The sequence below is a fragment of the Stenotrophomonas sp. TWI809 genome (genome assembly GCF_039673205.1).
Taxonomy (GTDB): Bacteria; Pseudomonadota; Gammaproteobacteria; order Xanthomonadales; family Xanthomonadaceae; genus Stenotrophomonas.
Genome location: NZ_JBDJLE010000005.1, coordinates 17,280 through 38,822 on the forward strand (window position 1 = coordinate 17,280; position 21,543 = coordinate 38,822).

A 21,543-nucleotide genomic window follows, 5' to 3' on the forward strand; every position below is an offset into this window, starting at 1 on the left:
GGGCGCCAGCACCCAGTTCCCGATGCCGCCTACTGACAAGATAGTAGGATTGAAGCAACCAACGGAAGGTCTTACGCATGGGCAGTTTCAGTATCTACCATTGGATCATCATCGTCGGCTTGATGCTCATCCCGGTCGCTATCGCAGCGGTGATCGCCATCGTCGTCCTCAGCCTGCGAAAGAAGCCACCCAACCGCTGACGAGCGCCCCCTGCCGGGTCAGAATGGCCGGCTCCCCGCGTGTTGCGGGTGTCTCAAGGGATCCGGCATGGCGACAAGGAACACCAAGGTCGAGTGGCTCAAGGGGATGATGCTGCTCATCTTCTTTGCCATGCTGTTCGGTATCCCCAACAGCTCACCCTGGTTTGGGCTGGTGTTCGTGTACCTGCTGGCCGCCGGGCTGTTCATCGTGGGCAGCATGCTGTGGATTGCCTTGCGCAGCCGTCGCGCAGCGCTGGCCTTGAGCCGCACGCCCCCCAAGCGCGCCCTTCACACCCGCGAGGTGAAGGCGCTGGAGTGGTTCGGCCAACCCGAGCGGATCGTCTGGCGCATGCCGCGCGGCAACGTGATCGACCTGATCAAGGCGGCACGGGCCGCAGGCAGCCGTCCGGTGGTGCGCACACTGTGCGGGCCGTATCGGGAGATGGTCCGCGCCCGACATCACGAGCGGCATGCGTTCATCGGCGAGATGGAGGTACTCATGCTGCCGGGGGCGGATCGCTCCCTGCGCGAGAACAACGAGGCCGACGTGTTGCTGTGCGGAACGTTCGCGGTGGTGCTTGCGTTGAATGGTTCGTGGCGGATCGACCAGGCGCCATCGCTGTTGCGATGACGCGCGTGCGCATCGCGTTGTCGTTCAATCAGTAGCGCGGCTTGATCGGCTCACTGGAATCCAGGTACCCGGCAGCGAGAGCCTTCTCGCAGGCGATATAGCCTGCGTTGACCACGCGCCCCTGCGCGTTGAAGGCCACATAGTAGGGCGAGCTGTTGCCGCGGTTGCGCAGGAGATAGTTGTAACAGACGCCGTTGATGCCGGGGAGCACCATTGCGTCCAGCGGCCGTCCCGCGGCGCTCAGGACCGACTCGCGGCTCGCCCCCTGCTGCAGCGAACTCATCACGACCGGATTGCCGCGGTCATATTGAAGAACGCTGGGCATGCATGCGGACAGACTCGCGCAGACACCACACGCCAGCAGGATCGCCTGGGTCATGGGGGCGGCGCTCACTGCCGGCGCGCACGTGCTGCCGCCGCGTTGGCATCGCGGAGGCGCTGGTTGCGCGCCTGCTTGTCATAGTCATCCTTTGCCTGCATCACGCCACCGGCCGCCTGGATCCAGCTGCTGGTTGTGCAACCGGACACAAGCAATGTCACGGCAAGGGCTGCGGGGATAATGAGAAACTTCATGAATCAACCTCTCTGAAAGCCATCGACACAAGGCCGATGGAAAACTGCGCTTCACTATCGCCACGCGCACAGGAAGCGATGCGAAAAACCACATCGCGAAATCGGCAAAGCCATTACTGGCGCCGCAAACCGGGGCGGAACGATAGTTGACACACACTTAACAATAACGAAATGTCCTGTGCTTCTATTTTTGTATATTCCTATTCCATGCGATTTCATATGCAGTGCGGGACGTCGCGGCAGAAGTTTCCGGTGAAACCTTCAATGCCGCACTGCCCACGGGCTCATGGCTGTTGGCATCCGATCCTGGCCGCAGCATGCTGAGAGCAGCAGATGCCTTATGAATCTACGCTCAGCCGACGCTGGGTTTTCAGGGGACCGGATACACGATGAAACGCAAGGTAGTTGTAGTGGCGTCTGTCATGGTTGTCGCGTTGTCAGGAACCGCTGGACTATCGCTTATCCGGCAAAATTCCACGCCCTTGCCAAACACTGCTGACGAAGTATCTAAAGCCTCTGACCCGGCTGCGCGATCAGATCAGGAAGCATCCGGAACGCCGGGCCTGATGGACCAGGCGACCAGGCCTTCGGCGAAGGCAGGCGACGAGCATCCTGCCGATGCCAGTGCCACGACGACATACGAACTGGTTGAAACAAATCTGCGTTGTCAGATTGATCGCGAGGCCTCCGCCACCACGGGCCACGTCAGGAGTACGACCGACGAGCTCTGCAAGGATCTTTGGCTTGAGCCGCTGAGTCGTGAAGAGGTGTTCACCGCGATCACCCATGCCGCCGAGCATGGAAACATCCGCGCCCAGCTCGATTACGCGCTATACGCTTCGAGGATTTTTGAAGACGAACATAACTCGCTGGATCCGGATCTGATCCGTGACTACAAGCAGAACACCGTCAGATTCCTCGAGTCCGCGGGAGCGGCCGGCGAATCAAACGCATATGTGCGTTTGAGCGACATCTACAAGAACGGCACATTGGCCTCGAAAGACCCGGTCATGGCCTATGCATACGCGGAAGCATACTTCCGCACAGGTTCAAGTCGCTATGGCGCCTCGTTCTTGAACAATGCCGCAGCTGGTCTGGACGGCACCCAATTGCGCCGCGGCAAGCAACTCGCAAATCACCTTCTCGACAAAAGAAGTGCGTCGCCGTGACTATGGAAGAAGCTGCCGCACCTGCGAATCGGCAGTACGGTTGATGCCAGGTGCCTGATTCGATGGTGGGCCCAGAAGGATTCGAACCTTCAACCAAAGGATTATGAGGCCTCTACAGAGCTTCCACGACCTTCCAAGAGTGGCACCGTTTTAAGCTAAGTGGTTGATTTTCTCAGGCTATGCGACCACCTGCGCCCATCATCGTCCACCTCTTTCCACGGACAAACGGTCACCGAGCGGTCACCAATGGGCGCAATGAAGGGAATGCTAACAGCGAAGGGGCTCGCCGCTCTGCCGGCGGGCGAATGGGCCTCCGATCCGGCCCCGCGTGGAGCGGGCTGCCTGGATGTTCGCAAGCTGGCAGGTGGGCAGCTGCGGTTCTACTACCGATACACCAAGGCCAACGGCCAGCGAGACCGCCTGCTGATCGGCACCGGCCTGGCACTGACCGCGGCACGCGAATCAGCGGCGGCGTTGTCCCGCCGATATCAAGCCGGCGAACGGGATCTGCGCGACGCGATCGCGGCCGAGGCAGCTGCAGCGGAACGAGCGAAGGCTAACGCGTTGGCCGAATCGACGCGCCGCTCCGGAGCAACCTTGGGCGCACTGATGATGGCTTACGCCCAGAGCCTGGAGGATGGCGGCAAGGTCTCCGCCGCAGCAACTCGCGCTGCCATTAGGCGCCACATCGAAGAACCGTGGCCGACCCTGTGGGCGCGCCCAGCTTCCGAGCTCGAGTTGGATGATCTGCTCCCAATCCTGTCCCGCATGGTGCGCGGTAAGAAGCTGCGCGAGGGCGGCAAGATCCGTTCGTACCTGCGCGCAGCCTATGCGGCGGCGATCGCGGCAAAGCAGGATGCCGCCGCCCCTGACGCACTGCGCGCGCTCAACGTGTCCAGGAATCCTGCGCGCGACCTTGCGACCCTGGACAGCGGGCAGCCGCGCGACCGGGTGCTTTCGGTGGCGGAGCTTCGCGCGTACTGGCGCAGGATCGAGGCCATACCCGGACGGCAGGGCGCGCTGCTGCGCTTCCACCTGCTGACCGGTGGCCAGCGCATCGCACAGCTGATCCGGTTGCAGTGGTCAGATCACGCTCACGACGCCGACACCGGCACCGGCTCCGTACGCCTGCTCGACATTAAAGGTCGGCGCCGGCTTCCCCGAGTGCACCTGGTGCCCTTGCTCCCAAGGATGGCAATCGATCTCGCAACCTTGCGCGGCGATGGCGACGGGCCAAACCTCTTCTCGCTCACCGCGGGGAAGACGCCCGCCACCTATGACGAGTTGCGAGGAATCATGGATCCGGTCGTGGCAAACATGGTGACCGCAGGTGAGCTGGCATCGCCGTGCACGCCGGGCGACCTGCGCCGCACGGTAGAGACACGGCTCGCCGCGCTGGGAATGTCCGAAGAAGTCCGCGGCCACCTCCAATCCCACGGCCTGAGCGGCGTCCAGAAGAGGCATTACAACTTCTTCGAGTACGCCGCAGAGAAGCGCGCTGCTGTGGAGGCGTTGTTCGAACTGCTCACCGGTGAAGGTGCAACGGTGTTTCCGATGCGAAACGGCCTGGGCCGTTAGAACGGGAGGTCATCCGGTACATCCAACCCCGCCAACCGGTGGGCAGCACGCTGATGCCCGCTGGCCCTCGCTCGAAGTCGTTGCGCGCTCTGCCGACGGCGGGCACGGGCACGCCAGCTGCCTGTCACGTCTCGTTCGAGGTCTATCGCCTGCTGCAGCTGAGCCGCAGCCATAGCCTCCAGTGAGGTCCGATCATTCTGCCAATTTGCCATAGCTACAGGATGCGGAACCGCCGTCGCGCAACCGGCGACTGGCCTCGCGCCCGGCGGGCCAACAACTGGATGCGTTCAGGAATAGGTTGGCTACTATTCACAACCGGCAAATAGTAATTTTACTAATGCCGTCTCATCCCCTGCGACGACCCTCACCGAAAGTGGCCCCTGCCACGCTGTGGGGTCCTACGACTCGAACCGAGAGGGCCTTAGAGGAGGGACGCGCGATGCCACTCCACGCGAGTACCTCCTGCACGTAGTGGCCGCATCCGTGCTCCGAAGTGCGCCAGGTGCATATCGGCACGTCGCAACAGGGCGGAGCGCTGTAGACTGACAGGAAATCATTTTTGACTGACACATCACTGCATACGCTTGACATGCTATGACGAAATCAGTACATATTCAGCAATCAGAGCCCGTAGACATGATCGCCAAATTAGCCAACGACGTAGCCGAATTCTCAGAGGCGGCCATGCAAGCCGACTACACCAAACTTCGACGAGTCGGGCAACGGCTAGCGTCCGCAATAACGGACGAGCACCCCGAAGCAGCAAGGCGAGTGCGTCTTGCAATAAGCAAAAAAGGGGTGCCTCTACAGGCAGCAGGATTCAAGGAAGTCTTACCCATTGACGGCAAGTCACGGCTGCCGCTCGTCGAAGAGCAGACGTGGCCGGCAGTGCCATGCCTGCTGCCTGAAACTGCGAGAGAGGTATTTCAGTCATTCATCGATGACGCCATCCACCATGATCTACTCGCAAAAAAAGGAATTGCATCAAAGTTGTCGATGCTGTTGAGCGGGCCGCCTGGAACGGGCAAGACACTACTTGCGGGCCACATAGCTGCGCGGCTGGGAAAGAGACTTTACGTTGTTCGTCTCGACTCTCTAATTTCCTCAATGCTGGGAGACACCGCCAAGAACGTACGTGCGGTCTTTGACTTTGTCGCCGGCAAGGATGCGGTGCTCTTTCTAGACGAGCTTGATGCAATCGCAAAGGTCCGTGATGATAGGAACGAACTGGGTGAACTGAAGCGCGTGGTAAATACGGTGATTCAAGGGATTGATTCACTTGAAGATAGAACAATAGTGCTTGCCGCAACCAATCACCCTCAAATGCTGGACTCAGCCATCTGGAGACGGTTTTCCTATCACGTGCACCTTGGAAAGCCTGAATACGAGCTTCGCCAAGCCCTTTGGCAGTACTTCCTAGGGGACGACGAAGCACTGGAAGAAGACTCCAAGGTACTTGCAGTGCTTTCATCAAGCTTGACAGGAGCGGACATTCAGCGACTCGCTCTCGCAGCACGGCGAAGGGCAGCAATCCGGGGAGCAGACTTAGACTTCTTGGATCTCGCATGTCAAATCTGTAATCAAAGCGATTCAGAAGCGTTATCGGCTAGCAAAGAAACTGACCTGAGGCGCTATGTCGCCCGGACGCTGGTGCAGGAACATGGCGCAGCGCAATCCGAGGCGGCCCGTTTCCTACGTATTTCTAGACAATCCGTGTCGGCCTACCTGAAGGGATAATCAAGTGCCACAAGACGCTCGCCCAGTATTGAATCCCGTACTCAACCTTAAGCGCGACCCGAGGCGAGCGAGCGTCACGGGCCGTGAGGCGCCCGAGGCCGCCGTAGTCGTTGAACGCCTGGAGGGCCAGCGGGAAGTGCTGGGCTCGCAGTTGAGGGCTATCGCCGGTCGGGTGCAGGGCACGCATGCCGACCGCCGCTTGGTGGCAATTAGCATGTTTGACGACTCATATGCGCCTTCTTGGGAACCCGACTCCCTATTCCACCCAAACTTCGGAACACCTTTAGTCGCACCCCATAGACGAGGTTACGTAGCAGAGCTGGATAGCGCCGCAGCCGAGTCACTTAGTGAGAAGGTATCGACTAGCCAGCGACGTGATGTCCGCATTTCGGTATCGCGGATCAGCGCGATTGAGCCCATTCAAGCGGAAGATATTCTTGGAGGGCGCTCTCCTTCCCGAACTTGGGAGCTGGCAACCGAGGGGAGCGAGGGAAGGCTCTTTAGTGTCTGGCTGTCGCCTTTTTCTAGCGCTGACGCACGGGCCAGTGTGGCTTCGAGCCTCGAACAACTTGTCGTTGCGGAGCGGGTTAGCTCTGTCGCCGACCTTGTATCAATCACGCGTGAAACAGGCTCGGACTCGGATCAATTGCAACTCCAAGAGAGTGCGACGTCTAAAAGTATTGCGCGTGGAACTAGGGAATATCGACAGAACCCGTTCGTCAAACTCCATATTGCAATCAGGGACCAGGATGGCTTACACGCCCTACTGGCTTCCGGCGCTGTGTTCCGCATCGACCCGGTAAGGCCAGTGATTGCGACCCAGACGCGATCGGCACCCGATCCTGAGCGGCCAGTTCCGGACGAGCAATGGCATCCAATTGTTGGGGTAGTGGATGGAGGTCTATTTGCGAAAAGTTACGAGCCGATGGTCGCATGGCGTGCTCCATCGCTGGTCTCCGACGTCGCGGCCAATAGGGTGCATGGAAATACTGTCACCTCCCTAGTGGTCCACGGCAGTTCCTGGAACACGCATTTGAATCTTCCCGAGCTCGTATGTCGGGTGGGAATAGCGCAAGCCATCGCAAACGTTAGCCAAGGCGCCGCATCCCGAATTGAGTTTGAAAGCTATTTGAAGGCCACGATTGAGCGCCATTGTGGCGACACTAAAGTCTGGAACTTATCTTTCAACGAACCCACTGATGCCGACGCGCCAAATGAGATGAGTTCGCTTGGGCATGAAATACACAAGATCGCCAGAAAATATGGAATCCTCCCAATTGTCTCGGTAGGAAACAGCGACCACTGCTCGATGAACCGGACCTGCCCGCCGGCTGACTGTGAGGCAGCTCTGACGATTGGAGGCCGGGTTGCGAGCGGCAGTTCTCCCGGCGACCACTGCCCCGTTTGCCTGGGTGGGCCAGGGCCGGAGGGACTTAAAAAGCCAGAAATTTCATGGTTTTCCACGGTACGGGCGCTTGGCGGCACCGAGCAAACTGGCAGCAGCTTTGCTACAGCCCTTGTATCAAGTGTCGCAGCACATGCGTTCCACAATTTGAAAAATGCTTCCCCTGACTTGGTGAGGGCGCTTCTTCTGAACACTGCGGACCGCGGTGCCTACGACGAACGCTTGGGATGGGGCTCGCCATGTGTCGTGAACGAGGTTCCATGGAAGTGTCCTGACGGCAGCGTAACGTTGCTATGGAACGCCAAACTTCTCGCGCGACAATGGTACTACTGGGAAGACATTCCCATTCCGCCTGAGCTGATCGTGGATGGCAAACTCAAGGGCAAGGTCGCGCTCACTGCAATCCTCTCACCTCGAACGTCAGAATTGGGCTCTGCAAATTACTTTTCGAACCGCCTGCAAGTTGCCCTCCAGTACACGAAGACAGACGGCACGACTGGCAACCTTGCTGGGACGATGAAGGAGGCGACTGCACCCGAGGTTGAGGCTAGGAAGGAATACGCTAAATGGAATCCCGTCAGGCACCATGAGAGGTTGATCCGGCAAGGCATCGCTTTTTCAGGGAACACCTTGCGCGTGTGTGCTCGGATTTTCGACCGCGACCTCTATCAATTCCGCAACGCCGGACTACCAGATGAGCTCCAAAGCGATGTAGCCTTCGTACTGACTCTTACCGCATCGCAAGATGCTTCGGGATCGATTTATGACTCTCTTGCCTCCAGCTTGGGGAACTACGTTGAAAGCGCCGTCAACGACATCGACATCGAATTGGAGATGTGAAGCAGCGCGATATCTACTTATCTAAGTCGGCGCTGTGATGACCGAAGACAGTAGCGGCGTGTCCGCTGACATCCAGGACCGCATGCCGGTTTCGCTGAAGGTCGATCAGATCGATGACTGGATGGCTGCTCCCGGCGCGGGCGACGCCACGACAACGCTGCTGGGGAGCCAAGGACATGCCCACCACCGGAAGGTTTTATCTGCTTGACGTCACTGGACAAGACGATGGGGCCGGAAGGTTGCTCGAGTTGACCTGCGTGCAGTGCCGCTGTCTGGCATGCGACTGGTCCTTTACAGCAACCTCCGCGCGAGGCCTGATTCCGATTGCAGGCGGAACGGTTCTCGCCTGCCCGCACTGTGACAATCGCCAAGCCGTAAGCTTGGCAAGGTTCTCCGAATTCATAGCGCGAGTCGGCAGCAGCTCTCAGACTGCGGCCACGGATGCCGGTCACCGCAGCCGCTAGCAGGCGACCCGGTGGCGGTGCTGGCCAGCGAGCCGCCGGCAATTTTAGCTATCGCGTCTGCTGCGCGGTGAACACGCCGGGCAGCAACAGCGAGAAGCCACTGAAGTCGGTGGTCGGACAGCCCACACGGCGGCTTCATCCGCCGGCTCCTCGGTGGCGCTGAGGCAGTGCAGGCGCCCGTAATAGTGGCAACAGTCACCCAACCTGTGCTCCAGAAGCCAGATTAGGTGGATCAAAGGTCACCTCCAGCTTGTGCGGCAGCGGCGGGATAGTAAAGAGCCCGATGCAATGCACCGGGCTCATCGAATCAGCGCATTTCCAACTGCGCCACGCGTGCTATTGAATCTGAGAAAGAATGTAGACGTGACAGACATCATCGGCGCAAGTGATGCCGATCACTGGTCCCGTACCACCCCCGGGAGACGCCCCACTACCAACGACATTCATCGTCGCACCCAACCGTTCAAGGTGCCCGACCATCGCGTCAAGCGCTCCGCCCTGATAGCCAGTAGAGCCTCCAGTCCAAGTTGAGTGTTTAATATCCGATTTCTCTTCGGGTATTAGCTCCCCCCCGGCAGAACGAGCACTTCCTTTAACATAACGTCCACCCGGCTCAGATGCAGAGACGATGACCATGTAGTAGCTTCCGTCGGCGGCCATCAATTTAAACTGCATGCTCGCCTCACCCTTGAACCCAAAAAATGTGGTTACAAGTGCGTATAGCTCGGAAAAGTAAGACTTAACGGACCCAGTAACGACCTGATTAATGACTTCTTCCTTCGCCACCTGATCAACAATTTGAGCTTGAAGGTTCTTGTTCGTTACCACGTCATAAGCGGTATAGCCACCACCAGGAATACCATACTGCCCCATCGGCACCACGTAGACTGGATTCAGCGTAAACCCCGCCTCTACATTAAGCCGATGGGCGATATCCAACTCTCGAATCGCCTCCTCTGGCACCACTCCGGGCGTGATCCTAAGCCCCCCTAATGCAGATACAGACGCACCCGACCCGATACGCCGCGGCACCTCTGTCTCAGGCCCGGTCTGCTCCACAATCCATCGCTCGACAGAATTAGCGGCTAGATCATAGACCAAATGATCACCAGGACCGTAATTCTCGGCGGCTATCCGCTTATCGAATGGTCCAGAACACCCATCGCATGAAATCGGATCAGCATGGGCGGAACTAGCTCCAAACAGACTGCCTACGAATAACGCCGAGACAATCATCACTTTGAATATCTTCAACTCTAACTCCTGTCGGACTTGAATTTAACCGAAACTTCATCCAGCACCCAGCACCCAGCACCAGCAACAGCAACAGCAACAGCAACACTAACACTTAGTAGAAACTGGCGCGGCCTAACGCAACGACTACTCCCTCTTCTGCGACCTGTTAGACAATTTCACAATCCCGAAGATGATTGCACCGATCACCAGCGCCAAAACTATAAGCACAGGTAGAAATGTTGTAATACTCAGCATCTGCCAGCTCCTGTATTTTTCCTATTCCTAACCATACCCATCAAAGGCTAGCGAAATGTTAAGGCCTGTTGATCTGCGCCATTCAATTGAAAGACATTAGACTGTATCTTCTTCCGGCTCGACTTCTGCGGTGAAGCTGTAGATCCGACCGACCTCCATACCGGCCGCCGCCGCCGGCGACACCGACAACGTCATCTGCGGCACACCCGCATCGAGCGGAACGAAGCTCAGCGTAACGACGCCGCGCTGGTCTGCCGTTTTCATTTCCATCTGCAGCTTTGCACGAAATTTCATAGTTCTCTCCTGGTAGTGCGGCGACTGGGAACGCTGGTCGCCGCGTCAGCGGTTGAAGCAGAGCGGCATGGCCGCCTATGGCTCTTCGGTACTGACCACTGCGATGGTCTGGCTCACGATCTGCGGGATCGCCTGCGTGGTGATCGCGCCCTCGTAAATGAAGTTCTGGAAGGTAGATCCCGGCTCGGTAGCGGTGAAGGAACCGCTGCAGGCGAAGTAGTACTCCTGCTGCCACCCTCCGTTGGGCAATTCCCGGATACCAGCGTCACGATCGTGATAGGTGAGGTTGACCAATACGGCGGACGCGGGGAAAGCCTGCTGGGAAACCAACTCCAGACCAGCGCCCACGTTTCGACGCAGACGTAGAACGGTGCTGGAAGCGATTGCTGGCGGCGGCGGCTCGTTGCTCGAGGATCTTCCGTCATACCAGGTGGTGTAGGTCGGAGAGAACGTGCTGAACGATGCCACCACCACCCGCTGTTTACCGTGCGCCGCGAAAGGACCGACCTCGACGTACGGATTCGCAGCGGTGCTGCTGGTGCGATTGGCGTTCTTCCAGATACCTGCCGACAGCGAACCGCCCCAGTAGGCGTTGCCGTTGACATCCATCCACATCGTGGCATTCATCTTGTTGGCGGCGGCGGCACCCACGTTCGGCCCGAAGTAGTCCATCAGGTCACCGCCGCCAAAGCCGGTGCCGATGATCCGCTGCGAGTTCCCCTTCCATACGCGGATGTAGCCATCGCGCATCTCGATGCCTTCCGGCTGGTTCGGGCTGAGGATCTGGAGGACGTTGGCCAAGATCTTCATGTCGACGACTTTGCCGTCGTTCTTCGTGACCATCCCACCGGTCAAGCCGTCGGCCGTGACGTAGAGGCTATAGCCAGCCAGAGTCTCGCCTCCGCCCGCCGAGTACGGGGACGGGCCCGTCTGCCCCTCACGCATCTCTTCCAGCATCGGCTGGAAGATCCAGAAGTAGTTGCCCTCGTTGTTGCTGAGGCCCAGGCCCCTCAGGTAGTACCCGACCCGCGCATAGACGGCGCTGGCCGGCGCAACCATGGACGCGCTCAAGCGCTTCAGCCTTTCCAGCGTGATGGGCGGTCGGATGTTGGTGGCATCGGCCGGCCCGGAATACTGGTCGCCAACCGTGTTGCCGTTGGCATCCCTGAAGGAAATCAGGAGGGCCAAGCCCACCCGGTGGCAGTTGATGTATGCGGAAAAGCAGTAGCGCTTCCCAGCGACGACAGGCACGGGCTGTTCGTCACCGGCCCAGAACTGGGTGTTCAAGGCAAGATTCGAGGGCGCAAATCCACCGAAATGAGCCAAGCCAGGCGGAGCCCACTCCGGCCCTGCGACCAACCCCAGTTCGTTCCACGTGCCATTGCCAGAGTTCCACCATCCCCACCCACGACGCCCATCCTTGAACAAAGTGTTGGAGAGCAGGTTGCCGCCACCGGCCATCGTGTCTTTCACCATGGCCGTGAGCGTCTGCACCACCTGAGTGTCAGCTTTGCCCGCAACGCTGGCACCGACCTGGTTGACCTGCTGCCCGAGGGCAGTGATCTGGCCGCCCTGCTGGGTGACGGTCGTGGTCAGCGCGGATAGGCCGGTAGCGGCCGCATCGGCCGCCGTCTTGGCGCCGTACGCGTCAGTCACGTCCTGCCAGATGACGTTGTCCAGGAAAATTGCTGCGTTGGCTACGGCGTTGGCGCCTGGGATGCTGAAAAGCAGCTGTGCGGTGTTGGTATTGGCGGGGGCGGTCACATAGCCGCTGATCTTGGTCCACCCAACAAAGGTTGAAATGTTGACGCTACTGCCCGCCCACGTCCAGGAGTTCACCCCGGCGGAGCTGACAGTGCGCATCCCAAAGCGGAACTGTGTGGTGCCAGGAGAAGCTCCAGCGGCATCGAGCTTTGCGTACACCTCGATGTAGAACACACGGCCAGCAGTGGTGCGGATGATCGGACCGATATAGGCATCAGTGTTGCTTGCGTTCGCGGCGGCCGTACGCAGCAACCGCGCAGACCTGACACCCGTCTGCATATCGGCACCGCTTGCGAGACGCGACCCGCCGACGATCCCCGTTGCGATCACCTGGCCGTTTGCAAACCCCTCGAACCCAGCATCAATGACAATGTTAGGGCCGGCAGCCTGCGTAGCGGCAATCGCGGCATTCACGCTCGTGATGGCCTGCCCTTGAGCTGTGGTGGTTCCCTCCAGCGAAGTCACCTTGCCGCTGAGCGTCGTGGTGGCGACTGCATTCGCCTCCGCGGCGAGCTGGTCGGTTGTGTCGTACAGTTCGACGCTATCGACCCTCACCACCGCGTTGTTGGGGTAGTTGTAGACCCACAGGCGCACGGCCCCGATCGTGGCATCCACAGCGTCGAAGTCGACGTTATATGTGGCGAAGCCAGAAGTCAGCGTCAATTGCTTGTCGCTGTAGCCAACAGCGAGGGTTTCGCGATTTTGGCGCTGCAGACGCAGCATCAGGTTCATGGCACCGGACACGCCCATTGCGCGCACGATGGCTCGGTATCGCCTTGCCCCACGGTTGGGAATCCATTGTGCGTCCATCGCACCCAAGGCAGGGTTCGACGACGTGGTACGTGTCATCGTTACGCCAGGGCGGCTGGCCTAAGTCGGGTTCCCGCTGCAACTGCGGTAAGGTTCCTTACCGCAGTCGGACGAATGCGGTAAGTTTCGCGGCGAATGCGGTAATGTTGCTTAACGGCAATCATCTTAGAGCTCGGCACTCCAACGACTGCTTGTGGCCGATGACGGTCGCTCCAAGAATCGCGAACCCAAGCTGTCCCAGCGACCCGAGGAGCAATCGGGTGAGCGTCTCAGGGTGTCGTCCGGTGGCAGCGGAAATCGCCTCAAAGCACACTACAAGCGTTGGAGCGCTGCCTGACGCCAAGTCGGGACGGGCACCTTAGTAGAATTCGCAGAGGCAGAGCTTTACCACGACGAATCCTGTTCGCGGAAGCGTACTGGGCCGGTGATGGGGTCAGGCTCAACACAACGGACCCTGACCTATGCCCTCGGTGCCGCCATGAACTAGTATCTGCCACTAAATCAAATCCACCTTTACGCGGGGCATGGAATGCACATAACTAAGCTAGAGATCTCAAATTTCAGGTCGATATACAGCTTTGAAGGGGATCCGTCACAGTCCGCGATCATTTGCGGGCCGAATAGCTGTGGCAAGTCAAATATTTTACGTGCGCTGAAGTTTGCATTCCTGCCGTCCTTCAGCGCGGACAGGATGGCCTCAAACTTTTGTACTTCCACCGCTGGCCCAAACGCGACTATCTCGGTCACGATCTCTTTTGATCAACCTACCGCAGGAATTTCCGCCGCGCTTGCGATCCCGAACGGCACGCCGTTCACCTATCGGATCAAGGTTAAGAGAAATGGCACGGTGACGTGTCACATTAACGGGCAACTAGCCGACGTTGCGAGGCGCAAGCTGCTTCTTGATGAAGTCGTAATTGTGCACGTCCCGCCAATCCGGGATCTAGCAGCCGGAGGGCTAGACCCATTCCGGGCCACACTGGCCGCCAACATACGGAAGCTTCGCGGCACCAATTCGTTCGTCCAGCTAAGTCAGCGGGTCCGAGAACAAGTTACTCAGAGCGGTCGCCAGGTTCTTTCCGGCTCGCAAGCCACAGCCAGAAATTTGTTACGTATTGATGCGCTCTCAGTGGATGCTGATGCGATCGGAATGGAATCGATCTTGCCGATGGCTACTATCAACGTCAAGGTCGACGGCCGGGAGTTCAGTCTTGAGAAGCTTGGCACTGGGCACCAGAGCTCCGTGATTCTGAGCCTCTACAGGCAATTGGGGACAACTATAGGGAAGTTTGTTCTCTATCTCTTTGAAGAGCCTGATAACCATCTCCACCCCACGTCGCTGATGGCGATTGCTGATGAGCTGAAAGAATGTCTATCTCAGGAATCGCAAGCCTTCATCACGACGCATTCCCCTTACCTGATGAATCAGTTCTTGACCACAGACTGGTTGCCTCTCAAAGCTGACTCGTCTAGGCACACAGTCGCGCGATCGATCCAAATCAAGCGAGGTGATCGAGAGCTTCGGCTCGCCATGGGCAAGTTCGGTCTGCGGCCAGCTGAGTCACTACTATCGAAGCGGATTGTTGTTGTTGAAGGGCCAACGGATGTGACGCTGATCCGGGAATTGGTAGAGCTTCATTCGGGGCGATCACCAGACCATCATGATTTGTTGGTCGTTCCTGCAGGAGGAAAAGAGCAGGTTTCGGAGCTTTGTCTGCTGCTGGAAGAACTAGGTGCGACGTGGATAGGCGTGTTTGACTGGGATGCAACGGAGGACACCAGGAAGCCGTTGATGAAGAAGTACCTCTCTCCTGCGCAGGCGCAAGCCATTACTGATGCGTTAGCAACTATTGCTGGGCACGTCCAGGCAACAACCCAAAAGCAGACAAAGGCTCAGAAGCTCATTGCCGGTCTGCAGAATGAGGTTGCGCGAACCGCAACGCCGTTTGAACCTAGTTTTGATGACTCAATACTAGGAAAGCATCTCGCGCGAAGTGGCGTACTCAGTGGAACTGAGATTGCTACGCTCAAGCAACTTTTTTCGCGGAGCGTCATTCGCGCAGCTCGGCCGATACTTGCGAAGGCCAACCTTTGGCTCTGGTCTGGTGCCCCGGAAGACATACTGCTTTCTTCTGCTGAAGCGCAGACCTTAGTAGAGCAGAAGTTGATCCACCATAAGGTTCTGGCTGGGCCGGTTCAGTCTGCCAATCGAACCCCTACTCTTTCCAATGCCCTACATGGCTTGGCTCACCAGCCTGAGGTCCTGCAGGACGTGGTCAGAGAGTTGCATGCTGCGAATGCACTCAGAAGCGGGGGCTGGAGAGATTTGGTAAAGGCCCTGATTGCATAGTTTCTACGCCCGGCTCAACCCCCTACACCTGCCTCCAAGCTTCTGGATTTCCGCCTCTGGCCGAAAGGGGGAATCGGCTAGATTGGCCTATCAAATGATCCACTCAACTTGCCGCCGCCCTATGTCTCTGCTTCGAAGCGTCACGGGGCGGCATCAGTAAGTATTGGTGGTGTTGATAACCTACCACCACACTCAGTTGAACACCCTGCCGCTGAACTCCTTTCGCCCATCTTCCAGCGCTTGGCGAAGCGTTGCGGCAGCGATCCCATACACGCGCAGGTACTCGCCCTTTCGCATCTTCGCAGCCTTGGCCGCATCCTGTGCAGCGACCTTCCCTTCCGGCCACACCAGGTCGTTCACCGCGTCCTGTAGCACCAGCCTCATGCGCCATCGGTCGGCTGGGCTATCCATGCGAAGCGCAGCCTTGGCGCCGGCGCGTCGCTGCCACTGAATCTGCCGCATCACCCGCCTGGCCAAAGAGCGCCCCAGCGACGACAGAGACACGCCCTGCCCGCGCAGCGCCACCGCCAGCACCGCCTGCTTGGCCACTGAATCACGCATCATGCCGACGGCACCGGCGATGTCGGCGGCCGTCAGCGGTGGCATCGTTGACCTGCCATCCGAGGGCTCGCGGAAGCTACCACCGACCAACATGCGGGCGATCAGCTCGAGCGGATCTCGCTGCAGGGCGGGTTCCGACACCGGCATTCGGCCGCGCACCACTCGGGCCGCCGGCGGCGCTGCCAGCGCGTGGGGCTTGTGCGTCCATGCCCGGGCATGGCCGGCGCGGACCCGCAAGCGCAGGGTGAGCACCACGCGCTGGCCACTGCATTCCTGGAGCAGGCCAACGGTGGCTTCTACGAGGGCGGCGGGCGCGATGCGCGCGACCCGTTCAGCACGATCACCGCCACCGGCAGCCAGCAGCAGCTGGTAACCGCAGACCTGGCCCAGCTGTCGCCGGAGCACCAGGAAGGCGCGCTGCGTGTTGCCGCGTTCCTGGTGAAGTACTACGGCACCGGCGCCAACGTGCCGAGCCTGACCAACCCCGCCGACACCATCACCACGAAAGACCGGCTGGCGCTGGTCACGGTGGTGATCAAGGGCACGCCCTACGTCATCGTGGATATCGGCCTTCGCATGCTGAAGCCGCACGAGCTCTACCGCGCGCAGGGCTTCCCGGTGGGCTACATCATCGATCGCACTGCCAACGGCACGCCGCTGACCACCAGCGCGGCCGTACGCATGGTCGGCAACAGCGTCAGCCCGCCGCCGCTGCGCGCCCTGGCAGAGGCAAACCTGGACCAGGTGGCGCTGCCGCTGGCGGAGGTGGCCTGATGAACCCCATCACCCAAGCCAAGCACACAGCGCGCGTGTTGATCGGAGAGGCGCGTACTCGACGGCAGCTTGGACTCGGCCTGGCACTTGGAGACGTCCCATGAGCCCCGGCCCCAAAGCCGCATCCGTACGCGCCGCCCTGCGCGGCGCCGCCCCCGCGCACGTCACAGTGCGCGACATGATCCGCCGGTACTGCCGCGAGCACGGGAAGCAGTTGTCCTGCCTCGCGCCCGCATGGGACTGCAAAGTACTCAGCGTATGGCGCGTGTTCGGCCGCAGCCGGCCTCTGCTTCCGCGCCAAGTCGAGGGGGTGATCACCCTTCTGCAGCTGGATGAATTCGACGCCAACGATCTGCGCCTCCGCGCCGCGCGCGAGGCCGGCTGGAGTATCGACCCATCGATGCTGCTGCAGGGGGATGTTTGAGCAATCGCAGAAGCACGTGCAGATCCATCGAAATGCATAGGAAGGAGGAATAGCCTTGAAAAATGAGCACATCGCCACGGAGAGCCGATCTCCACTGGCCCACCAGCAGCGCACTGCGATCGCGGTTGCAGCAGCACTTGAAACCGCCCTCACCAGTGCGGAACAGTGCGCCGGCGGCGGATGGTCGCTGACTTTCACGTTCGTGGGAGAGCCGCAGCTGCAGGCCGCCCGCGATGCTTGGCGCGCTTACGCCGTCGCCACGATCGACACGCCGGCTCCGCTGGCGGAAACAGCGAGCCAGAGGCTGACGGCCCAGATCGGCCTGGCCCTATTCAACGACCCAACCCTGGATCTGATGCAGATCGCAAACCAGGTGAACACCGCCCGCGCGGCGTCACAAGCCGCGCTGCTGCCGATATTCCCATCTGAAGAAACGGAGGCTCGTCATGGGCGCAGCTGAAACTATCCCCGAAGTCCTGCTGAAGCTCGAGCAGGTTGAAGCCCAAACCGGGATGAAGAAGAGCTACATCTACCGCGAGATGGAAAAGGGGACGTTCCCACCCAAGCACAAGATCGGTGGCGGAACGCGCTGGTATCAGAGCGATGTTCAGCGGTGGATCCACGCACGCCGTCGCGCCCCTCTGTGGACCCCGGAGAACGCGGTGCAGGTGGCGGCCAACTGTGACGGCAGCGGAGCCTAAACGGTCACCGAGCGGTCACCGGACGGCGCAGGCTTGACGACGAGGGCACTGCGGTTGATCCTAAGTGCCTGATTCGATGGTGGGCCCAGAAGGATTCGAACCTTCAACCAAAGGATTATGAGTCCTCTGCTCTAACCGTTGAGCTATAGGCCCTTGCGGCCGCACAGTGTAGTGGAGGCCCGCAGGCGCTTTCCACTGCAATCCTCACATCAGCCGAAACGCTGCCCCATCGCCTGCACCCGACGCGCATTCTCCGCCGCCAGGTCACGCAGCACGCCCGAGCGCAGCAGCGCCGAACCGGCCACACGTTGCCAGTAGTCCACTGCCAGCGGCGCTGCCCAGTGCAGGTGTGCGAGCTGGCCGCTGCGCTCCGGCGCGATGGAGGCGAGCGGCGCAGCCGCACGCAGCACCCCTGTGCGCGAGGGTGCCAGTGACATCGGCAGCATGTCATACGCGGGCGCCAACGGCAGCGGGCCGCGATCGACCAGGTGGAAACCCAGATTGCCCTGATGCATGTCGCTGTTGCCGATGAGTCGGCCGAACGCATGCAGCCTTCCCATCGCGGCCTGCGCGTCGCGATCGACCCAGCCCTGCGTCAGCAGCGCGTCGGCAGCCGTCCCCCAGTCCACGGTCACGTCACCAGCGAAGGCCGAGGACAGCGCCAGCAGCGAGACGAAGCCACGCCGGCCGAGCACGTCGACAGTGCGGTCGAAGCGCTGCACTTCCAGGAACGTGTGCGTGTCGGTCTGGAGGATCTCGGACGCTGCTGCCGGCACGCCGGCGTCGCGCAGGCACTGCAGGGCGAGGTGCTCGCAGACCAGCAGGTCTGCCCAGCGTTCTGCGGCCTCGCCTGCGGTGGGCTGCGCGAACTTCACCAGCGCCGCATAGCGCCCTCCCTCATGCTCCACCGTGGCAGTGAACTTCGGTTGCTCGCCACCCGGCGACGATCCGACGTCTTCGCCTTCCAGTGCCGCCGCCGCGCGCTCGGGATAACGACGTGCGCGCTGCCCGGCCAGGACATGATCGCCAGGCGCATCGAGCGCGCGCAACGCCATCTGCACGGCATCGCCGCCCAGCAGGAGATCACCGATCTCGGTGCCGCCTGCACGCACCAGCGCCTGCAGGGTGTCACCCAATTGCCATCGATTGAGGTCGTCGGGGACGCCCAGGTCACGCCCGCGACGATGCGCGAACGTACGCCCGAGAAAACCCTGTGGCCGCAGGTCGTCCAGGTACCACGGCAGCCCCGGGAAGTGGCCGTCGACGGTCTCGTCTGGCGAACGGGTCAGATTGGGGCGTGCGGCGGTGGTCGCTACGTGGAAGGTCTCGCCCGTGAGTGCCACGACCGTGCCCAGTTCTTCAAGGGTGGCGTCCGGCCCCAGCCGGAACAGCGGCCACTCGCTGCCCGCGGCGGTCTGCTGGCGGACGGCATAAGCCGTGGTGCGGGTGCGGCCAAGTCGCACCACGCGGTCCCCGGCCTCGGCGACAAGACGACTCAAGGTTGTCCGGGTAACCCCCAGGCGATCGACGAGATCGGCAGCTGATACGACCTCGCCGGCAGGCAGGTTGTCGAACAGCGTCTGGAGCTGGACGGTACGGGGACGGGCCATGGCCTGAGTTTCGGGACGAGTTAAGTTACGAATCTATACGCCAATCTTCGGCGAACCGCAACCCAATTAAACATACAAGCCATTGATTTAAATAACATCACCCCGGAGAACACCGAGAAAAAATCCGTAATTAAGTTACGAAACACGCAACGAAATCACCAAATCAGCCTGGCGATCCCGACCCCTTCGAACACCCCTCCATCCGCTGCGCCGCCGCTAGGCTCGAGTACACCACGCGCCGCCACCCGCCCCAAAAAACAAACCCCGCTTGCGCGGGGTCTGTCGGGTTTCAACGCGGTGCGCCGGTATCGATCAATCGATATCCAGGAAACTGCGCAGCTGCTCGGACCGGCTCGGATGACGCAGCTTGCGCAGCGCCTTCGCTTCGATCTGGCGGATACGCTCGCGGGTGACGTCGAACTGCTTGCCCACTTCCTCGAGGGTGTGGTCGGTGTTCATGTCGATGCCGAAGCGCATGCGCAGCACCTTGGCTTCCCTCGGGGTGAGGCCGGCCAGCACGTCGCGCACGGTTTCAGACAAGTTGATGTTGGTGGTGTTCTCGATCGGGGACTCCACGTTGGTGTCCTCGATGAAGTCGCCCAGATGGGAATCCTCGTCGTCGCCGATCGGGGTTTCCATCGAGATCGGCTCCTTGGCGATCTTCATCACCTTGCGGATCTTGTCTTCCGGCATGTCCATTTCCTTGGCCAGCTCCTCCGGCGTAGCCTCGCGGCCATACTGCTGGAGCATCTGTCGGGAAATGCGGTTCAACTTGTTGATCGTTTCGATCATGTGCACCGGGATACGGATGGTGCGCGCCTGATCGGCGATCGAACGGGTGATGGCCTGGCGGATCCACCAGGTCGCATACGTGGAGAACTTGTAACCACGGCGGTATTCGAACTTGTCCACGGCCTTCATCAGGCCGATGTTGCCTTCCTGGATGAGGTCGAGGAACTGCAGGCCGCGGTTGGTGTACTTCTTGGCGATCGAGATGACCAGGCGCAGGTTGGCTTCGACCATTTCCTTCTTGGCCTTGCGTGCACGCGCTTCACCGTAGGCCATGGCGCGGCTGATTTCCTTCAGCTCGTCCAGTTCCAGCCAGGTGGTCTTCTCGATGTCGATCGTCGCCTGCTGTTCGGCGATGATCTGGTCCTTCACGTCACGCAGGGCCGAGGACCACTTCTGCTTGCGCTTCAGTGCGTCTTCCACCCACTCCAGGTTGGTCTGGTTGCCTTCCCACGAGCGGATGAAGTCCTTGCGCGGCATGCGCGCGGTCACGGTCGCCAGGTTCAGCACGCGGCGTTCGTGGGACTTGATCGAGGCCATGACGTCGCGCAGCTGCTTGACCAGCACATCGGTCAGCGGCAACGGCAGCTTCAGGGTCACGAACACGGCGGCCATGTCGTCGCGCAGCTTGGCCAGCGGCTTGCGGTCGCCCTTGGCAGCGGCCTTCTTGAACGCGGTGTACGCGTCGCTCAAGGCCTGCATGCGGCGTGCGACTTCTTCCGGATCCGGACCGGTCGGGCCGGCTTCTTCTTCAACGTCGTCGCCGTCGTCTTCGTCGTCGGCGTCGTCTTCTGCGTCGTCGCTGGTGTCTTCAGCCACGGCCGGGGCCGGGACTTCTTCGACCAGGTCGTTGAAGCCGACGATCACTTCGGCCAGGCGCTTCTTGCCTTCCTTGTGCGCGTCGTAGTCGGCCAGCAGCGATTCCACCGACACCGGGAAGGTGCCGAGTGCGGCCTGGACCTGGCCCAGGCCTTCTTCGATGCGCTTGGCGATGGCGATTTCGCCTTCGCGGGTCAGCAGCTCGACGGTACCCATTTCGCGCATGTACATGCGCACCGGGTCGGTGGTGCGACCACCTTCGGTGTCGAGCGCGCTCAGCGCGGCGGCAGCTTCTTCGGCCGCGGTGTCATCGACTTCGCGGTTGCCGGTGTTGCCATCGTTGAGCAACAGGGTTTCTGCATCGGGAGCAACTTCATGGACATCGATGCCCATGCCGTTGATCATGCCGATGATGTCTTCAATCTGCTCCGGATCGACGATGTCGTCGGGCAGGTGATCATTGACTTCGGCGTAGGTCAGGTAGCCCTGTTCCAGGCCCTTGCTGATCAGAAGCTTGATGTCGTTTTGCTGGGCAGGACGTTCGTTGGCCATGTAGTGC

Annotated in this window: 20 protein-coding genes and 1 tRNA gene; 12 read left to right on the top strand and 9 right to left on the bottom strand. The window is 60.3% G+C overall.

Annotated elements, in window-relative coordinates:
* Window positions 1–77 precede the first annotated feature (77 nt).
* Complete coding sequence (locus ABE472_RS05425; protein WP_302476396.1) at window positions 78–200, top strand: hypothetical protein; 123 nt, start codon at window positions 78–80, stop codon at window positions 198–200.
* 106 nt (window positions 201–306) lie between these two features.
* Window positions 307–831 (top strand): hypothetical protein, encoded by a 525-nt coding sequence (locus ABE472_RS05430; protein WP_346465813.1) that lies wholly within the window; start codon window positions 307–309, stop codon window positions 829–831.
* A gap of 28 nt (window positions 832–859) precedes the next feature.
* Here the strand turns inward: ABE472_RS05430 and ABE472_RS05435 are convergent, their stop codons facing one another.
* A complete protein-coding gene (locus tag ABE472_RS05435; protein WP_346465815.1) occupies window positions 860–1,210 on the bottom strand; it encodes a hypothetical protein in 351 nt (116 codons plus the stop codon).
* Between the two features lie 11 nt (window positions 1,211–1,221).
* A complete protein-coding gene (locus tag ABE472_RS05440) occupies window positions 1,222–1,404 on the bottom strand; it encodes a hypothetical protein (RefSeq protein WP_346465817.1) in 183 nt (60 codons plus the stop codon).
* 389 nt (window positions 1,405–1,793) lie between these two features.
* On the opposite strand from ABE472_RS05440, the gene ABE472_RS05445 reads away from it, so the two are divergent.
* From ABE472_RS05445 to ABE472_RS05465, 5 genes are all read left to right on the top strand, one after another.
* The gene (locus ABE472_RS05445; protein ID WP_313209077.1) at window positions 1,794–2,573 is read left to right on the top strand and encodes a hypothetical protein; all 780 of its coding nucleotides are present in this window, start codon (window positions 1,794–1,796) and stop codon (window positions 2,571–2,573) included.
* A 255-nt stretch (window positions 2,574–2,828) separates the two neighbouring features.
* On the top strand, window positions 2,829–4,151 hold the full coding sequence (locus ABE472_RS05450) for a hypothetical protein (protein ID WP_346465819.1): 1,323 nt from the start codon (window positions 2,829–2,831) through the stop codon (window positions 4,149–4,151).
* Between the two features lie 636 nt (window positions 4,152–4,787).
* On the top strand, window positions 4,788–5,888 hold the full coding sequence (locus tag ABE472_RS05455; RefSeq protein WP_313209075.1) for an ATP-binding protein: 1,101 nt from the start codon (window positions 4,788–4,790) through the stop codon (window positions 5,886–5,888).
* Window positions 5,889–6,435: 547 nt separating this feature from the next.
* Window positions 6,436–8,133, top strand: coding sequence for a S8 family peptidase (locus tag ABE472_RS05460; protein ID WP_313209074.1), 1,698 nt, complete (start codon window positions 6,436–6,438; stop codon window positions 8,131–8,133).
* A 37-nt stretch (window positions 8,134–8,170) separates the two neighbouring features.
* Complete coding sequence (locus tag ABE472_RS05465) at window positions 8,171–8,341, top strand: hypothetical protein (protein ID WP_313209073.1); 171 nt, start codon at window positions 8,171–8,173, stop codon at window positions 8,339–8,341.
* A gap of 592 nt (window positions 8,342–8,933) precedes the next feature.
* Here the strand turns inward: ABE472_RS05465 and ABE472_RS05470 are convergent.
* The 3 genes from ABE472_RS05470 to ABE472_RS05480 form a co-directional block, all read right to left on the bottom strand.
* Window positions 8,934–9,851, bottom strand: a complete 918-nt coding sequence (locus ABE472_RS05470; RefSeq protein WP_313209072.1) for a hypothetical protein — start codon at window positions 9,849–9,851, stop codon at window positions 8,934–8,936.
* A gap of 333 nt (window positions 9,852–10,184) precedes the next feature.
* Window positions 10,185–10,382 carry a hypothetical protein gene (locus tag ABE472_RS05475; RefSeq protein ID WP_313209071.1) on the bottom strand — a complete coding sequence of 66 codons (198 nt, stop codon included), beginning with the start codon at window positions 10,380–10,382 and terminating at the stop codon, window positions 10,185–10,187.
* A gap of 75 nt (window positions 10,383–10,457) precedes the next feature.
* Entirely contained in the window at window positions 10,458–12,878 is a 2,421-nt protein-coding gene (locus ABE472_RS05480) for a hypothetical protein (RefSeq protein ID WP_346465823.1), read from the bottom strand.
* Window positions 12,879–13,485: 607 nt separating this feature from the next.
* Between ABE472_RS05480 and ABE472_RS05485 the strand changes: the two genes are divergently transcribed.
* Complete coding sequence (locus tag ABE472_RS05485) at window positions 13,486–15,306, top strand: AAA family ATPase (protein ID WP_346465825.1); 1,821 nt, start codon at window positions 13,486–13,488, stop codon at window positions 15,304–15,306.
* 192 nt (window positions 15,307–15,498) lie between these two features.
* Here the strand turns inward: ABE472_RS05485 and ABE472_RS05490 are convergent, their stop codons facing one another.
* On the bottom strand, window positions 15,499–16,014 hold the full coding sequence (locus tag ABE472_RS05490; RefSeq protein ID WP_313209068.1) for a hypothetical protein: 516 nt from the start codon (window positions 16,012–16,014) through the stop codon (window positions 15,499–15,501).
* A gap of 69 nt (window positions 16,015–16,083) precedes the next feature.
* On the opposite strand from ABE472_RS05490, the gene ABE472_RS05495 reads away from it, so the two are divergent.
* The 4 genes from ABE472_RS05495 (at window position 16,084) to ABE472_RS05510 (ending at window position 17,766) form a co-directional block, all read left to right on the top strand.
* Window positions 16,084–16,641, top strand: coding sequence for a DNA cytosine methyltransferase (locus tag ABE472_RS05495; protein WP_346465827.1), 558 nt, complete (start codon window positions 16,084–16,086; stop codon window positions 16,639–16,641).
* Between the two features lie 100 nt (window positions 16,642–16,741).
* Window positions 16,742–17,065: a hypothetical protein gene (locus ABE472_RS05500; protein WP_259462134.1), complete on the top strand. Its 324-nt coding sequence runs from the start codon at window positions 16,742–16,744 to the stop codon at window positions 17,063–17,065.
* A 55-nt stretch (window positions 17,066–17,120) separates the two neighbouring features.
* Window positions 17,121–17,525: a hypothetical protein gene (locus ABE472_RS05505; protein WP_313209066.1), complete on the top strand. Its 405-nt coding sequence runs from the start codon at window positions 17,121–17,123 to the stop codon at window positions 17,523–17,525.
* Window positions 17,512–17,766 carry an AlpA family phage regulatory protein gene (locus ABE472_RS05510; protein ID WP_121040248.1) on the top strand — a complete coding sequence of 85 codons (255 nt, stop codon included), beginning with the start codon at window positions 17,512–17,514 and terminating at the stop codon, window positions 17,764–17,766. Before ABE472_RS05505 ends, ABE472_RS05510 begins: the two co-directional genes overlap by 14 nt.
* Before the next feature lie 77 nt (window positions 17,767–17,843).
* Here the strand turns inward: ABE472_RS05510 and ABE472_RS05515 are convergent.
* From ABE472_RS05515 to rpoD, 3 genes are all read right to left on the bottom strand, one after another.
* Window positions 17,844–17,919 (bottom strand) — tRNA-Ile (locus ABE472_RS05515).
* A gap of 56 nt (window positions 17,920–17,975) precedes the next feature.
* Window positions 17,976–19,376: a type II toxin-antitoxin system HipA family toxin YjjJ gene (yjjJ, locus tag ABE472_RS05520; RefSeq protein WP_346465830.1), complete on the bottom strand. Its 1,401-nt coding sequence runs from the start codon at window positions 19,374–19,376 to the stop codon at window positions 17,976–17,978.
* A gap of 312 nt (window positions 19,377–19,688) precedes the next feature.
* On the bottom strand, window positions 19,689–21,536 hold the full coding sequence (gene rpoD / locus ABE472_RS05525) for an RNA polymerase sigma factor RpoD (RefSeq protein ID WP_137190476.1): 1,848 nt from the start codon (window positions 21,534–21,536) through the stop codon (window positions 19,689–19,691).
* Window positions 21,537–21,543: the final 7 nt, after the last annotated feature.